Below are 14,579 nucleotides of genomic sequence, written 5' to 3'. Positions count from 1 at the left end.
CGATGAGAACACAACTGCATCCGCCCATCACGGGACCGCGGCGGCGCTCACTGCGCCGCGCGGTCGCCTCGACAGCCGTCGCCGCACTCGCTGTGTCGCTGATGGGGCTCTCCGCCCCGCTCGCGGCCACCGCCGCCGTGGGGCCCGCGCCGACGGCGCACTACGACATGTCGTACTCCGGCACGTCGCTGCTCGACGTCTCGGGCAACGGCCGCCATGCGGCGCTCACCGGGCTGACCGCGAACTCGTTCGTGAACGTCGCGGGCGACAGCGTGCTCCGGTTCAACGGCGACGGATATGCATCCCTGCCGCAGGGACTCGTCACAGGCACCGACAACAGCTTCACCGTCGAGTACACGGTGACGACGCAGACCGCCCGCAACCAGTTCGGCTGGGTCATCGGCAACGGAATCGGCGCCTGGAACACGACGCAGCTGGGCAACCATGTCTTCGTCAACCCGCGGTCGAGTGACGCGCCCAGCGGCCGGGTGCTTGCGGGCATCCGCGTGAAGGACTCGGGTAACGGCGAGACGCGCCTTCCTGACGGGGGCCAGCTGAACCCAGGGCTGACGACGCTCACGATGGTCGGCAACGGCAACGTGCTGACGCTCTACCGCGACGGCATCCAGATGTCGACCGTCACGCACACCAAGCTGATGAGCGCGATCGTGCCCGCGACCGGAGTGCTCGGCTACCTCGGCCGCTCGCTGTACACCGGCGACGCGCTGGTGAAGGCGGATGTCTCGGACGTGAAGTTCTGGGACGTCGCGCTCACCCCGCAGGAGGTCACCGACAGCATGCCCACCGCCGCGCAGAAGGCGGCGGCGACCGACGGGATCATCCGTCTCGACATCCAGTCCACGGTCCGCGGCGCGAACCCGTCGCTCGACAACGTGACGAAGAACCTGACGTTCCCCGCCTCCGCCAACGGGATCACCCTCACGTGGGCGAGCTCCAACACGGCGGTCGTGTCCAACTCGGGCGTCGTCTCGCGCAGCAGCCTCACCGTCGACGCACCCGTGACGATCACCGCGACCACGTCGCTGGGCACGACCATCGCGTTCGACGTGGTCGTGAAGGCTCCCGTGCTGTCGGCCGACCTCGACGCGATCTCGCTGACGGCGCGCACCACCGAGAACCTGCCGCTGATCACGACGGGCGCCGTCAACGGCGCACCGATCACCTGGACCTCGTCGGATGCGTCGCTCGTGACCCCCACGGACGCCTCGTACGCGGCACCCGCCGTCGGCGGCGCCGATCCCTTCAAGGGCGGCGGCCTCATCCACCGGCCCGCGTACGGCGAAGGAGACGAGTCCGTGACGCTCACCGCCACCGCGACCCTCAACGGCGCCTCCGCTTCGCGCAGCTTCACGGTCGCCGTCGCGGAGAAGGGGCGCTGGGCGCCCGACGCCGGCTACGCCGCGGCGTACTTCAAGGCCGACAACGACGAGAAGATCTATCAGGCCGCGACCTCGGGCAACGACTTCTTCTCGTTCGCGCCGGTCAACGGCGGTGCTCCGACGATCGTCTCGACCGCCGACACCACCGGTCTGCGCGACCCGTACGTGATCCGCTCCGCGGAGGGCGACAAGTACTACATGATCGCGACCGACCTCTGCATCGGCTGCACCGGCGACTGGGGGGCTGCGCAGTCCAACGGCAGCCTGAAGATCGAGGTGTGGGAATCGACCGACATGAAGAACTGGGTGCGCACGAACGGCCAGAATGCCGGCATCCCGATCAACCAGCCCGAAGCCGGAATGACCTGGGCGCCGGAGGCGTACTGGGACGACGACCTGCAGTCGTATGTGGTGTTCTTCGCATCGCGCCTGTACAACGACGCGGCCCACACGAGCGGGCCCGGGCACGCGCGCATGTTCTACGTGCTCACGCGTGACTTCCATACGTTCACCTACCCGCCGACGACCTGGCAGGACACCGGATACGCGCGGATCGACTCGACCGTCACCAAGATCGACGACTACTACTACCGGTTCACCAAGAACGAGGACGGTGGGGCCGCGGGCACGCTCGAAGCGGGCAAGGACATCTTCCTGGAGCGCTCGAAGGTGCTGACCGCGCCGACGACGCAGTCCAGCTGGACCGCCGACCCGAACACCACGTGGCAGTTGACCGACACGAACATGACGCGTCTCGAGACCAACCAGGTCGGCGAGGGCCCCGAGATCGTCAAGCTCAACGCGGGCGACCCGAACAACACGGCAGAAGGGGACGGTTACGTCTTCCTCGTCGACAACTACGGGGCCGGCGGCTATCGCGCCTTCCTCACCGATGCCGACGCGATCGCATCCAGCAGCCAGGCCGACCGCCTGTCGAAGCGCGCCGAGTGGGTCGTCCGGCCGCAGGGCGGGCTCCCGGCCAGCCCCCGCCACGGCTCGTTCGTCAGTGTGTCGCAGTCGGTGCTCACGGCGCTGAACACCTGGAGCGCGGTCGAGGCCGTGGACTCGACCACGCAGCTCACCGCCGACGGCCGCACCGCGACCGCCGAGGTCGCCGCAGACGACGACGGCGACGTCGTCGGCACGGTGACGTTCTCCGGCGGCTCGTGGACCGAGACGGTCGACCTCGAGGAGCGCTCGGCGTCGGTCACGGTTCCGGCAGGCGTCGGCGCGGTCACCGCGCACTACGACGGCTACGCCGACGGGCTCGTGAGCCCCTCGACGTCGTCGGCGGTGACGTTCGGCCTCGAGCTGACCGCGGCGGCGACCACGCGGTGCGTCGCCGGCAAGATCACCGAGGTCGTGAGCGTCACCAACGCGGACGACGTCTCGGCGACGGTCACCGTCGCGGACGCGTACGGCACGAAGACGGTCACGATCGCCGCGGGCAAGACCGCATCGGTCACCTTCTCGACCCGTGCGATCGCGGTCGCGGCCCACACCGTGTCGATCACCGGACAGTCCACCGACGGCCGCAGCCACACCTCGACGGTGTCGCTCGCAGCCGCCACCTGCCAGTAGCCCGTCGACGGGGGCCCGCGACGTCTGTCGCGGGCCCCCGTCTGTCGCGGGATACTGGGAGTCTCCGCAACAAATGACCCCGAGGACTTGAATCCATGGCACGCATCCCGACGTCCGGCACCCAGCACGCGCTCCGCGCGGGCGATTACGAGGCGGTCATCGCAAGCGTCGGCGCGACCCTGCGTTCGCTGACCCACGCCGGGCGGGACCTGGTCGTGCCGTTCGAGGCCGACGAGGTGCGACCGGCCCACCGCGGCGCGACGCTGGCACCGTGGCCGAACCGGGTGGTCGACGGCCGCTACACATTCGGCGGGGTCGAGCGGCAGCTCGCCCTCACGGAGCCTGCCCGCTCGCACGCCCTGCATGGGCTGGCGGCGTGGCTGGACTTCGAGGCGATCGACAAGGGGCCCGACCACGTGACCCTGGCGGCCGTCATCCAGCCTCAGACCGCGTACCCGTGGCGCATCGTGGTGACGACCACCTTCTCGCTCGGCCCCGACGGGCTCACGCAGTCCGTCACGGCGCGCAACGACGGCGCCGAGGCGGCGCCGTGGGGGGCCGGGCCGCACCCGTACCTCGTCGCGGGCGAGGGCAGGGTCGACGACTGGACGCTCGAGCTGCCGGCGAACGAGGTGCTCGCCGTGACCGTCGACCGGCTCATCCCCACCGACCTCGTCGCCGTCGACGCCGTCGAGCCGGAGCGATTCGACTTCCGCACCGCCCGCCGGATCGACACCGCCGAGATCGACCATGCATTCTCAGGTCTCCAGCGCGATGCGACCGGCATCGCCGTCGTCCGGGTGACGGTGGCCGACGGCACCGGCGTCGAGATGGCGTGGGATGCCGCGTGCCCCTGGGTGCAGGTGCACACCGCCGATAAGCCCCAGGCGGCGCAGAGCCGTCTCGGCCTCGCCGTCGAGCCGATGACGTGCGCGCCCGACGCCTTCAACGCCGAGCGCTACGCATACGACGCCGGACTGATCGTCCTCGAGCCGGGTGCGTCGTCCGAGGCGTCCTGGCGCATCGCCGCGATCGCCTGACGCGTTCCACCGCGCTAGTGGTGTCCGGGGTCCACGATCCCGTGCGTGCCGTGGTCGGGTGCGAGGCGCCCGGCCTCGGTCGCGCCGAGCGCCGGAGTGACCAGCGCCGCGACGACGGCGGCTGCGACGAAGAGCATCGACAGGCGCGGGGGCGCGGCATCCGCTCGCCCATCGTGCACGGCGCGCAGCCGGGCGGCGCACGCGAGAGCCACCGCGACCAGCAGAACGGTCGACACCGCGAAGGCGACGACGCTCGACCGCGCGGGGTCGGCGGCGAGCGCGACCGTTCCGGCGATGACGCCGGCCAGGGCACCGACGACACCCGACCGCGGGACGACGATGCGTCCGCGGCCGAGCGTCGTGGCTCCCCACACGAGCCCCGCGGCGCCGACGGCTACCAGGGCGGCGCCGGCCCCCCGGGCGGCACCTCCTCCGGTCAGCGCGCCGGCGCCGAGCGCGAGCTCGATCAGGCCCGCGCCCCACGCCGCGACGGCCGCCCACGACGGGGCGGCGCCGCGCTGCGCCGGAGCTGCCCGGCGCGTCGGCGGCGACGCTCCCGGGACGCTCTGGGCCGTGGTGGCTGCGGAGTCCATGTGCACGTCCGTCAGGCGGTGCGACCGGCCAGGTCGGCCCGTGCCGTGCGGTCGGCGGCGAGGCCGACGCCCAGCAGCACCAGGGCGCTGGCCAGGTGCAGGAAGTGGTCGAAGGTGTTCAGCGCCAGGACGTTGAGGGCCGTTCCCACGAGGAAGAACCCGACGACACCCAGGAGCAGGTAGGCCGCGCCGACGATGATGTTGACCGTCTTGGCGGCGACCGCGGAGCTGAGTCCGCCGATGAGCAGGGCGGCTCCGATCAGCAGGTGGGCGACGTTGTGGAGCGGATTGACCTCGAAGATGCCGAGGAGCAGTCCGCCCTCGGTCGCGATGAAGCCGACGCCGCCGGTGACGGCGAAGCCGAGTGCCCCCACGACGAGGTAGACGGCGCCGAAGATCGTGGCGACGAGACGGTTCGGTGACGAGCGCATGAGCGTTCCTCCTGTTCGTAGGCGGCGGGTGCCGCGTCTGCGGGTTCTTCGGACCACCGGTCTGATCGGTTTGGACGGCAGGCGCCGAACGCGACGAAGGGCCCCGGGGGATGGTCCGGGGCCCTTCTGCCGGAGCCGCGGCGTACCGCGGCGCACGCGGGGTCAGCTGCTCTCCCGCAGCTCCTCCTTGATGGAGTTGCGCGTCTTCACCGAGTCGCGCTCGGCCTCTGCCTTCTTCACGTCGGCATCGGCCTTCATCTCGTCGACCTTGTCGCCGACGCGGTCGGTGGTGTCTTCCCACGTGTCCTTGATCTTGTCGCCGACGGCCTCGGCCGTCTCCTTGGCGTCATCCATGAATCCCATGCACCGCTCCCTTCGTGAAGGACTGTGCCATCGACGCTACGTCGGCCGAGCCGTGCAGGCCGGGGGGTTGCGCGCGGAGGCGGCGGTTGCTAGATCGTCGGCCGCGCGGCACGGATGCCTCAACCTGTCCGGGCCGCGGCATCCGGTGCCACACTCGACCCATGCGATTCGAGACGACGCTCCTCCTGAACGGCAACAACACGGGGATCGAGGTGCCCCCCGATCTCCTCGACGAGCTCGGCGGAGGAAAGCGCCCGGCGGTCACCGTGAGCGTGGACGGATTCGAGTACCGCAGCACGGTGGCCGTCATGGGCGGGAGGTTCCTCATTCCCTTCAGCTCGGACAAGCGCGCGGCCACCGGGTTGAAGGGCGGGGAGCGGATCACCGTGGAGCTGTCGCTCGACACGGCCCCGCGCACCGTCGAGGTCCCGGCCGATCTCGCGGCCGCGCTCGACGCGGCGGGGATGCGCGAGGTGTTCGCCGAACTCGCCCCGAGCGCACAGAAGGCGCACGTGACGAACGTCGAGACGGCCAAGGCGGACGAGACCCGCGCGCGCCGGATCGCCGCCATCGTCACGAAGCTCCGCGCCTGACGGAGCCGGCTCGTCCTCACCCCTATGCTGAGCGCATGATCTCTGCGAACGTCGTCACCGATACAGCCGATCTGACGACCCTCTGGGGCCCGTACAGCATCGTCGGGCTGATCTTCTACGTCATCACCGTCGTCGCCCTCTGGAAGGTCTTCAGCAAGGCGGGGTACCCCGGCATCCTTGCGATCATCCCGATCGTGAACTTCTTCATCCTCGTGAAGATCGCGGGCTACTCGGCGTGGCTCGGTCTGCTCTACTTCATCCCGATCGTGAACATCGTGTGGTCGATCATCGTCGCGATCCGCGTGGGCAAGGGCTTCGGCAAGGGCGGCGCCTGGTCGTTCTTCCTGCTGTGGCTGTTCGCCTTCATCGGCTTCTTCATCCTCGGCTTCGGCCGGGCGACGTACACCAAGCCGGCCTGATCCCTCAGCGGATCGGTGTCGTGGTGTCGATCGCCTCGCGGAGCGGGCGTCGCATGGGCGCCCAGTAGCGGGTCGGCGTCACGCGCGTCAGCACGTCGACGAGGCGCGCCTCGCGCCCGATCATCACGCGCGGCTTGCGGCGCACCGTCGCCTCGACGATTCGCACCGCGGCGTCGGCGGGCTCGGTGTGGTACATCGCGGCCTGCGCCGCCGCGGCGCGATCGGCGACGGCCGGATCGATCGCGGCAGCGTAGCGACCGCGTCCGATGATCCCGGTCTTGACCCCCGCCGGGTAGATCGCACCCACGCTCACCGTCGAGCGCTCCAATTCGTGCCGCAGCGACTCCGTGAACCCGCGCACGGCGAACTTGCTCATGGCATACGGGATCCGCCCGGCGGGGGCGGCGAGGCCGTAGATGCTGACCAGGTGCGTGATGTGCGCGGCGGGCTCGCGACGCATCGCGGGCAGCAGCGCCTGGGTGATGTTCACCGTGCCCCACAGGTTCACGTCCATCAGCCATCGCATCTCGGCCATCGTCAGCTGCGAGATGTCGCCGAGCATCGACGATCCGGCGCAGGTGATCAGGGCCTGCACGTGGGGGTGGGATGCCTCGATCGCGGTGGCGAGCGCGGACACGGCTCCGTCGTCGGTGAGGTCGATGACGTGGGTCGTGTGCCCGGTCCCGGTCAGCTCGGCGCCCAGCGCGGACAGACCGTCCGCGTCGCGGTCGACGAGTGCGAGACGCGCACCGCGCCGGCCCAGCTCGCGGGCGACTTCGGCGCCCATCCCGCTCGCCGCACCGGTGATCACGGTCGTCCTGCCGTGCACCTCGAGCCGCTGCATCCTCGCCATGTCCGTCCCTCTCGTCTTCGTCGACCGACGTCTACGATTCTCGCGGACTCGGGGGCCTCCGCCGGACGCTAGCCTCGATGCAGGAGGTGCGATGGGCAAGACCGCTGAGGCGATCGCCGAAGGGGTGTCGATCGCGTCCGCCGCGGCCCGGCTGGCCGTGCGAAACCACATCCTCGTCGAGACCATCGCGCACGACGAGGCCTTCGACTTCGTGCGCGTCGCTCCGTTCGCGCACGACACGCTCGTCTCGCTCGCCGAGGAGCAGGAGGAGGCCGCCGCGCTCGCGAGACGTCAGCGCAAGAAGGCGTTCGGCAAGTTCACCGATCCCGACGGCACCCACGACTACCGCGATCGCGACATGCGCAATCTGCGTCGGCGCTACCGGCAGTACATCGGGGTGGCCAAGGAGCTGCGCCGCGTCGCCGACGACCCGCACGCCGTGCGGACCCTGGTCGAGCAGGCGAGGGATGCCGCGTGGGGCGACGTCGAGGCGAACCTCGAGCGGCGCCTGAACGTCGAAGGCATGCGCCCCGACCTCGACCCCGACTACGACATGATGCGCGCCGCGCGGATGCAGTCCCTGCGGCTCGTCGATCTGCCACGGCTGGCGGCGCACCGTCGGCGGTCCCCCGAGGGCGACGAGCCCGAATCGGCTGCGCACGACGTGCCGTCGGCGCCGCGCGCCGGTGGCATCGACCTGAGCGAGCTCGACGCCTGACGCGGCCTTCGTCCCGGTCGGTACCATCGTGCGATGGACGTCGTCGACGCCGCCGGACACCCGATGCACTTCCCGCCGGAGCATCCGCTCGTCGTCCGCGTGCGCGCGCTGTGCCTCGCGTATCCGGAAGCGGTCGAGGCGATCTCCCACGGGCGATGCACGTTCCGGGCCGGCAAGCGCCAGTTCGCGCTGGTCGGCGTGCGGGACGCCGGTGCGGTCCTCTTCATCCCGGACGGGTCCGAGCGCTTCGCGCTGGTCGAGCGGGACGACGTCTTCGTGCCGCCGTACGAGGGTGCCTACGGCTGGCTCGCGCTGCGGGTCGAGGCGGACTCGGGCGACTGGAGCCTGCTCTCCGAGCTGCTCGACACGTCGTACCGGCAGGTCGCGCTGCAGCGTCAGCTTCGGGCGCTCGATGCCCGCGACGAGGGCGCCATCACGGGCCCGGCCTGACCCCGCGCCACCCGGACACGCCCGGGATTCGGGCATCCGGCACCTCGATTCGCTCCGGGGGACGCCGTCGGGTATTCTGGACGCTGGCTTGCGCGAGAGTGCGAGCCGGGCGCCTCTAGCTCAATGGATAGAGCATCTGACTACGGATCAGAAGGTTGGGGGTTCGAGTCCCTCGAGGCGCACACTGTGTTGAGACAGTGAGGAACGGCCTGCGCAAGCGGGCCGTTTCGCTTTTCCACAGGTCGCCGGCGATGGTGACGCCGGCGACGTCTGCCTGCGATGATCGCTCCATGACGACGGTCGAAGCGGATGTCAGAGCGCCGGCGGATCTCGCGCCCCCGGAGCCCTCGACCCCCCGCGGGCGGGCGGCCGGGCTGGTCTTGGGCGTCGTCGCCGTCTTCGCCGCCGCCGCCCTGGCCGGGTGGCACGTGACGGCGAGCGCTGCGCTCGCCTCTGTCTCACTCGAGTACGACGCCGAGCCGATCGTGTGCGACGGCGCCGATGTCGGCACGCTGCCGTCGCCGATGAACGATGAGTTCCTCTGGCCAGCGGTCGCACTCGAACCCGGTGCGACGTGCGAGCTCCGCATCCACGTGGTCAACGGGGGCCCGCAGTCGGTCATGGTCGACGCCGTCACCCTGGCGCAGCTCGCTCCCGGCGGGCCGACCGGCCTGGAGGTGTCGTTCGTCAATCCGAACGCGCAGCACGGCGAGGCGGTCGACGGCGACCACCGCTTCCCGGTCGAGGGCGGTCTTCCCGTGGACGCCGGGACGATCCAGACCTTCATCGCCGTGCTCACCTTCGCCGGCGAGTCGCGGTACGCGGAGTGCAGCAGCACGGCGTGGGCGATCCCGTCCGTGACCGTGAGCGCGCTCGGCCAAAGCCGCACGGTCGCGGCGCCCGCCGGCAGGGAGATCTGGTTCCATTACGGCGGCTTCGAAGAGTGTGCGTCGTGACCCGAGAGGAATCAGCATGAGACTCGCTCAGATCGCCCAGCACGCCGACGACCTCGACCGCGCCGCCGATTTCTACACGGTGCTGCTCGAGACCGAGCCCACCGCGCGGTTCGACCCGCCGGGACTCCTTTTCTTCGACCTCGACGGGGTCCGACTGCTGCTCGACCGCAACGCGCCGTCGTCGCTGATCTACCTGCAGGTCCACAACGTCCACGAGGCGCTCGAGCGGCTCGACGGCATCGTCGACGTCGTCGCCCATCCGCACGTGATCTTCACCCACGAGGACGACACGCTCGGACCGGCCGGTCATCAGGAGTGGCAGGCGTTCATCAAGGACTCCGAAGGCAACACGGTCGGCCTGATCGCGCACCAGCGTCCGTAACCCGGAGCCGCGGCATCCCCTCTCGGGTGAGAATGGGCGAGTGGATGCCGCGTTCCCTGCCCTGACCGAGATGCCCGACCCGCAGTTCGTGATGTCGGCGGAAGGCCACCGCGTCGCCACGTACTCGTGGGGCGACGACGATCTGCCGACGGTGCTGTGCGTGCACGGCTTCGCCTCGAGCTGTCGCGACAACTGGGTGAACACGGGATGGGTACGCGATCTCACCCGTGCCGGGTTCCGCGTGCTGGGCGTCGACCAGCGAGGGCACGGTGCGAGCGACAAGCCCCACGAGCCGGAGGCGTACGGGATGGAGGCGCTCACCGGCGACCTGATCGCGGTGCTCGACACGTACCTCCTCGACTCCGTGCTGTACGCGGGCTACTCGCTCGGCGCACGCGTCGGGTGGCAGCTCGCGGTGAACGCGCCGGAGCACGTCGAGCGCGCCGTGCTGGGCGGCATCCCCGACGGCCGTCCGCTGGCCCGGCTGCAGATCGAGCAGGCTCGGGCGTATGCCGACCAGGGAACACCGGTCGACGACCCGGTGACCCGCAACTACGTCACGCTCGCGGAGCGCGTCCCCGGCAACGACCTGCGCGCGCTGGTGGCGCTCGCCGAGGGCATGCGCCTCGGCGACGCCGACCCTGACGTCGCGCACCCGCCGCAGCAGACCATCCTCTTCGCCACCGGCTCGGAGGACGCGATCCTCGAGCGCTCGCGCCTGCTCGCGGACGCCACGCCGCACGGGGAGTTCGTCGAACTCCCCGACCGCCACCACTTCAACGCCCCGGGATCGCGGGTGTTCCGCCAGGCGGCGGTCGAGTTCTTCGGACAGCGCTGACGCCACACTGCTCGCAGGGATGCCGAGCGCCGAGGCATCCTGCTCATCTCGATGTGATCACGGTGCGCAGTCTGCCTGCGGGACGGCGTAGCCTGGAGGTGTGAGCGCCTACGTCTCGGCGTTCGAGCTGTTCTCCATCGGAGTAGGACCCTCGAGCTCCCACACGGTCGGCCCCATGCGGGCGGCCCTCGACTTCGTCGTGCGCCTGCGCGCGGCCGGACTCCTCGAGTCGGTCGGTCGCGTGACGTGCACCCTCTACGGCTCGCTCGGTGCCACGGGCATCGGTCACGGCACCCCTGACGCGGTCGTCGCGGGCCTCATGGGCCTCGAGCCGGAGACGGTGGACCCGGATGCCGTGCGCGCGGCGTGGAGCGGCTGGACCGAGGGTCGCGAGCTTCCGCTCGCCGGCACCCACGCGATCGGGTTCGCCAAGGACGACGTGATCTTCGAACCGCGCACGCGGCTGCCGGGGCATCCGAACGCCATGACGCTCGAGGCGTGGTCGACCGCGTCCGCCGGTCGCCCGCGGAGGATCGGGACGGATGCCGCAGCCGGTGTCCGCGAGACCGGCTCCGCGTTCGCACTGGGGGCCACCACCGCCGTCGCGCTCGCCGACGACGCGGGTCTGGTGCTGCGCGAGACGTACTACTCGGTCGGCGGCGGCTTCATCCGCCGCGACGGCGAGCCGCCGAAGGTGCGCGCCCACGGCTTCCCCCTCGACTACGGCACGGCCGAGGAGATGCTTGCGCTGTGCGACGAGCACGGGCTCACGATCGCCGAGCTCGCCCGCATCAACGAGGAGGCGCTGCGCGACGACGAGGAGATCGCCGCCGGGCTCGACGCCATCTGGGACGCGATGGCCGGCTGCGTCGAGGCCGGACTCCATGCCGACGGCGTGCTGCCCGGAATGCTGAAGGTGAAGCGCCGCGCCGGCGCGATCCGCGCGCAGCTGGACGACGCCGAGGCCGACGGCCGGCGCGAGCTCCCCGGCGAGTGGCTCGGGGCGTTCGCGCTCGCGGTGAACGAGGAGAACGCCTCCGGCGGGCGGGTCGTGACCGCCCCCACGAACGGCGCGGCGGGAATCGTCCCGGCGGTGGCGATGTACTGGTGGCGCTTCCTGGCCGACTCCGGCCTCGGGGCGGGCAACGCCGTGACGCCCTACGGTGAGCTCGTCGGCAGCGCCCTGCTCGGGTTCGGCGAGGGCGAGCACGCTCCGGCGCCCGATTCGGTCATCGACGAGGGTCTCGTCGCCGAAGCGAACCGGAGGCGAGGCATCCGTCGCTTCCTGCTCACCGCGACCGCGCTCGGGTCGCTCTTCAAGGCGAACGCCTCGATCTCGGGCGCCGAGGGCGGGTGCCAGGCCGAGGTCGGGTCGGCATGCGCGATGGCCGCGGGCGGGCTCACCGCCGTCATGGGCGGCACCACCCGCCAGATCGAGAACGCGGCCGAGATCGCGATGGAGCACCACCTGGGCCTCACCTGCGACCCCGTCGGCGGGCTCGTCCAGATCCCGTGCATCGAGCGCAACGCCATCGCGGCCTCGACGGCGGTCACCGCCGCCCGGCTCGCGCTGCGCGGCGACGGCAGCCATTACGTCTCGCTCGACGCCGTCGTCGAGACCATGCGCCAGACGGGCATCGACATGTCGCACAAGTACAAGGAGACCAGCGAGGGCGGCCTCGCGGTCAACGTCATCGAGTGCTGACGGACGACGAGCGCCGCGGTGCCTAGGATCGTCCCGTGCCCGAACGCGAACTGACCTCCCCGGTATCCCTCACGCTCCCGGACGGCAGGCTGAATCCCGACGCGGTCGGCTGGGCGCGCCGGCCGCTCGTCGACACGAGCGGGATCGGCCGCGGGTGGGGACGGAACAAGCGCTGGGAGTACTGGAACGTCATCACCCCGACGCACATCCTCGCGCTGACGGTGTCGTCGATCGACTACGCGGCCGTGAGCGAGGTGTGGGTCTTCGACCGGGCGACGCAGCGCGAGATCAGCACGAGCGTCTCGGCCGTGCTCGGCCGGGCGACGCTGCCGGCTTCGCTCGAGGGTGGACCGTCACGCTCGCGGGCGAAGGATCTCGCGATCGACATCGACGAGGTGCCCGGCGGCACGCGGCTGCGTGCTGCGACGCACCGGGCGTCGTTCGACGTGATCGCCGGGCTGCCCGCCGGGCACGAGCGGCTCGCAGTCGTGGTGCCGTGGAGCACCCGCCGCTTCCAGTACACGGTGAAGGACCTCGCGCGCCCGGCGTCCGGGCGCGTCGCCTTCGACGGCGAGATCTTCGACGTGCCGGCCGGGGAGTCCTGGGCGGTGCTCGACCATGGCCGGGGGCGCTGGCCCTACGACGTCCGATGGAACTGGGGCGCGGGATCGGGCGTCTCGGACGGTCGCGTCATCGGAATCCAGGTCGGCGGGAAGTGGACCGAAGGCACCGGATCGACCGAGAACGCCGTGTTCGTCGACGGCAGGCTCCACAAGATCCACGACGAGCTCACGTGGGAGTACGACATCTGGCGCTGGCAGCAGCCGTGGCGCGTGGCGGGCGGGGGGCTCGAGGCATCCTTCACCCCCTTCTTCGACAAGCGGACCCGCACCGATCTCGGTGTGGTCGCGTCGAGCACGGATCAGTGCTTCGGCCACTGGAGCGGCACGTTCCGCACCGCAGACGGCGACGAGGTCGCCTTCGACGGCATCGCGGGTTGGGCCGAAGAGGTGCACAACCGCTGGTGAGCGGATGCCGCGCCGCGCGGTGCGGTCAGCCGCCGCTGCGACGCCCCCGTCGCAGGCGTCCGCGGGTCTCGCCGATCGCCACCCCGACGAGGACGACCGCGGCGGCGACCGACAGTGTGAGGGAATCCAGTGGAACGGCGGTCAGCGCCAGCGCCAGCGCGGCGAGGAGCGCGAGCGCCGTGACGCCCGCCAGCTGAGCGCGCGCCCACCGCCGCTCGAGCAGGCGGCGGAACAGCACGGTGCCGATCAGGAAGAGGAACGGTCCGCCCAGCGAGGCGGCCGTCGGGGCCAGGCCCTGTTCGTGCGGGTGCGAGAGCGACTCCTTGTCGCCGACGCTCAGCAGCACGAGCCCCGCGATGATCGCGAGGTGGATCCAGGTGTAGGCGGTGCGCGCGACGCGCCCGGGCTCGTCTGACGCCTCGATCACCTCGGACCCGATGCGCTCGCCGTGGTCGAAGTAGATCCACCAGGTCGCGGCGGCTGCCACGAAGGCGGTCGCCATCGCCGCGATCGAGGCGGGGGAGGACTCCTTCGCGACGAACGCGAAGCCGGTCACGAGCAGTCCCTCGCCGAGCGTGATGAGCACGAACAGGGCGGTGCGCTCGGCGATGTGCGGGCCCGACAGGTCCCACGCGCCGATGAGCACCCGCCCGTGTCGGGGCACCGGGAACCCGAGGACCGTGCCGAGCAGCTCGAGCCCCAGTGCGGCGGCCCACAGCGGCAGCTGCCACTCCAGTGGCAGGAGGGCGCCGACGATCCACAGAGCTCCGCCCGCGACCGTCCAGGCGAGCACGCGTGCGAAGTCCCGGGCGACGGGCGGGTCGTGGCGGGCGGTGGCCCAGACGATGAAGCCTGTGCGCCCGACCTGCAGGACGACGTAGGCGATCGCGAACGCCCATGCCCGCTCGCCGAAGGCCTCGGCGATCGACACGCTCATCACGAGCGCCACGAACGCGAGTGCGATGACCGCGCCGCGCACGGGCAGCGTGACCGGATCGAGCCAGTTCGTGACCCAGGTCGTCGACACCCACGCCCACCACAGCGCGCAGACCATGATCGCGCCCTCGAGGATGCCGAGCGCCGTCTGGTTCTCGTACAGGTAGGCCGACAGCTGGGTCAGGGCGAACACGAAGACGAGGTCGAAGAACAGCTCGACGTACGTGACCCGGTCGGCGCGCGGCGAGTCGGTCGGTCGCATGACGTCGCGTCTCATCCCGAAGGGCATGCCC

16 protein-coding genes and 1 tRNA gene are annotated in these 14,579 nt (G+C 71.0%); 12 read left to right on the top strand and 5 right to left on the bottom strand.

Features of this window, described 5'->3' with window-relative positions; all coding sequences use genetic code 11:
• Positions 1-2 precede the first annotated feature (2 nt).
• Positions 3-2,981 (top strand): immunoglobulin-like domain-containing protein, encoded by a 2,979-nt coding sequence (locus EER34_RS03430; RefSeq protein WP_127473156.1) that lies wholly within the window; start codon positions 3-5, stop codon positions 2,979-2,981.
• 95 nt (positions 2,982-3,076) lie between these two features.
• On the top strand, positions 3,077-4,021 hold the full coding sequence (locus EER34_RS03425) for an aldose 1-epimerase family protein (RefSeq protein WP_127473155.1): 945 nt from the start codon (positions 3,077-3,079) through the stop codon (positions 4,019-4,021).
• Positions 4,022-4,035: 14 nt separating this feature from the next.
• Here the strand turns inward: EER34_RS03425 and EER34_RS03420 are convergent, their stop codons facing one another.
• The 3 genes from EER34_RS03420 to EER34_RS03410 all read right to left on the bottom strand — a co-directional run bounded on the left by EER34_RS03420 (position 4,036) and on the right by EER34_RS03410 (position 5,408).
• Positions 4,036-4,614 carry a hypothetical protein gene (locus EER34_RS03420; RefSeq protein WP_127473154.1) on the bottom strand — a complete coding sequence of 193 codons (579 nt, stop codon included), beginning with the start codon at positions 4,612-4,614 and terminating at the stop codon, positions 4,036-4,038.
• An 11-nt stretch (positions 4,615-4,625) separates the two neighbouring features.
• Positions 4,626-5,045, bottom strand: coding sequence for a DUF4383 domain-containing protein (locus EER34_RS03415; protein ID WP_127473153.1), 420 nt, complete (start codon positions 5,043-5,045; stop codon positions 4,626-4,628).
• Positions 5,046-5,207: 162 nt separating this feature from the next.
• Positions 5,208-5,408 (bottom strand): hypothetical protein, encoded by a 201-nt coding sequence (locus EER34_RS03410; RefSeq protein WP_127473152.1) that lies wholly within the window; start codon positions 5,406-5,408, stop codon positions 5,208-5,210.
• Positions 5,409-5,569: 161 nt separating this feature from the next.
• Here EER34_RS03410 and EER34_RS03405 point away from each other — a divergent pair, with 161 nt between their 5' ends.
• Positions 5,570-6,001 carry a YdeI/OmpD-associated family protein gene (locus tag EER34_RS03405; protein WP_127473151.1) on the top strand — a complete coding sequence of 144 codons (432 nt, stop codon included), beginning with the start codon at positions 5,570-5,572 and terminating at the stop codon, positions 5,999-6,001.
• A 35-nt stretch (positions 6,002-6,036) separates the two neighbouring features.
• Positions 6,037-6,420 (top strand): DUF5684 domain-containing protein, encoded by a 384-nt coding sequence (locus EER34_RS03400; RefSeq protein WP_240642096.1) that lies wholly within the window; start codon positions 6,037-6,039, stop codon positions 6,418-6,420.
• A 4-nt stretch (positions 6,421-6,424) separates the two neighbouring features.
• Here EER34_RS03400 and EER34_RS03395 read toward each other — a convergent pair whose 3' ends face one another.
• Positions 6,425-7,273: an SDR family NAD(P)-dependent oxidoreductase gene (locus tag EER34_RS03395; protein WP_240642095.1), complete on the bottom strand. Its 849-nt coding sequence runs from the start codon at positions 7,271-7,273 to the stop codon at positions 6,425-6,427.
• A 91-nt stretch (positions 7,274-7,364) separates the two neighbouring features.
• Between EER34_RS03395 and EER34_RS03390 the strand changes: the two genes are divergently transcribed.
• The 8 genes from EER34_RS03390 (at position 7,365) to EER34_RS03355 (ending at position 13,350) form a co-directional block, all read left to right on the top strand.
• Positions 7,365-7,991, top strand: coding sequence for an asparagine synthase (locus EER34_RS03390; RefSeq protein WP_127473150.1), 627 nt, complete (start codon positions 7,365-7,367; stop codon positions 7,989-7,991).
• Between the two features lie 33 nt (positions 7,992-8,024).
• Positions 8,025-8,441 (top strand): MmcQ/YjbR family DNA-binding protein, encoded by a 417-nt coding sequence (locus EER34_RS03385; protein ID WP_127473149.1) that lies wholly within the window; start codon positions 8,025-8,027, stop codon positions 8,439-8,441.
• 109 nt (positions 8,442-8,550) lie between these two features.
• Positions 8,551-8,623: transfer RNA gene (locus EER34_RS03380), tRNA-Arg, on the top strand.
• Positions 8,624-8,731: 108 nt separating this feature from the next.
• Positions 8,732-9,397, top strand: coding sequence for a hypothetical protein (locus EER34_RS03375; protein ID WP_127473148.1), 666 nt, complete (start codon positions 8,732-8,734; stop codon positions 9,395-9,397).
• 16 nt (positions 9,398-9,413) lie between these two features.
• Positions 9,414-9,779 carry a VOC family protein gene (locus EER34_RS03370; RefSeq protein WP_127473147.1) on the top strand — a complete coding sequence of 122 codons (366 nt, stop codon included), beginning with the start codon at positions 9,414-9,416 and terminating at the stop codon, positions 9,777-9,779.
• Between the two features lie 40 nt (positions 9,780-9,819).
• Complete coding sequence (locus EER34_RS03365) at positions 9,820-10,617, top strand: alpha/beta fold hydrolase (RefSeq protein WP_127473146.1); 798 nt, start codon at positions 9,820-9,822, stop codon at positions 10,615-10,617.
• A 100-nt stretch (positions 10,618-10,717) separates the two neighbouring features.
• Entirely contained in the window at positions 10,718-12,322 is a 1,605-nt protein-coding gene (locus EER34_RS03360) for an L-serine ammonia-lyase, iron-sulfur-dependent, subunit alpha (RefSeq protein WP_127473145.1), read from the top strand.
• A gap of 35 nt (positions 12,323-12,357) precedes the next feature.
• The gene (locus tag EER34_RS03355) at positions 12,358-13,350 is read left to right on the top strand and encodes a DUF2804 domain-containing protein (RefSeq protein ID WP_127473144.1); all 993 of its coding nucleotides are present in this window, start codon (positions 12,358-12,360) and stop codon (positions 13,348-13,350) included.
• Positions 13,351-13,375: 25 nt separating this feature from the next.
• Here the strand turns inward: EER34_RS03355 and EER34_RS03350 are convergent, their stop codons facing one another.
• Positions 13,376-14,548 (bottom strand): low temperature requirement protein A, encoded by a 1,173-nt coding sequence (locus EER34_RS03350; RefSeq protein ID WP_164743432.1) that lies wholly within the window; start codon positions 14,546-14,548, stop codon positions 13,376-13,378.
• Between the last annotated feature and the right edge of the window lie 31 nt (positions 14,549-14,579).

Source organism: Microbacterium sulfonylureivorans (assembly GCF_003999995.1).
Taxonomy (GTDB): Bacteria; Actinomycetota; Actinomycetes; order Actinomycetales; family Microbacteriaceae; genus Microbacterium; species Microbacterium sulfonylureivorans.
Note: the sequence above shows the minus strand (reverse complement) of the source record. Positions and strands in the feature narration are given on the sequence as shown.

Coding starts and splice junctions, on each gene's coding strand:
- EER34_RS03430 (WP_127473156.1), top strand. CDS start 3: ATGAGAACACAACTGCATCCGCCCATCACGGGACCGCGGCGGCGCTCA.
- EER34_RS03425 (WP_127473155.1), top strand. CDS start 3,077: ATGGCACGCATCCCGACGTCCGGCACCCAGCACGCGCTCCGCGCGGGC.
- EER34_RS03420 (WP_127473154.1), bottom strand. CDS start 4,614: ATGGACTCCGCAGCCACCACGGCCCAGAGCGTCCCGGGAGCGTCGCCG.
- EER34_RS03415 (WP_127473153.1), bottom strand. CDS start 5,045: ATGCGCTCGTCACCGAACCGTCTCGTCGCCACGATCTTCGGCGCCGTC.
- EER34_RS03410 (WP_127473152.1), bottom strand. CDS start 5,408: ATGGGATTCATGGATGACGCCAAGGAGACGGCCGAGGCCGTCGGCGAC.
- EER34_RS03405 (WP_127473151.1), top strand. CDS start 5,570: ATGCGATTCGAGACGACGCTCCTCCTGAACGGCAACAACACGGGGATC.
- EER34_RS03400 (WP_240642096.1), top strand. CDS start 6,037: ATGATCTCTGCGAACGTCGTCACCGATACAGCCGATCTGACGACCCTC.
- EER34_RS03395 (WP_240642095.1), bottom strand. CDS start 7,273: ATGGCGAGGATGCAGCGGCTCGAGGTGCACGGCAGGACGACCGTGATC.
- EER34_RS03390 (WP_127473150.1), top strand. CDS start 7,365: ATGGGCAAGACCGCTGAGGCGATCGCCGAAGGGGTGTCGATCGCGTCC.
- EER34_RS03385 (WP_127473149.1), top strand. CDS start 8,025: ATGGACGTCGTCGACGCCGCCGGACACCCGATGCACTTCCCGCCGGAG.
- EER34_RS03375 (WP_127473148.1), top strand. CDS start 8,732: ATGACGACGGTCGAAGCGGATGTCAGAGCGCCGGCGGATCTCGCGCCC.
- EER34_RS03370 (WP_127473147.1), top strand. CDS start 9,414: ATGAGACTCGCTCAGATCGCCCAGCACGCCGACGACCTCGACCGCGCC.
- EER34_RS03350 (WP_164743432.1), bottom strand. CDS start 14,548: ATGCGACCGACCGACTCGCCGCGCGCCGACCGGGTCACGTACGTCGAG.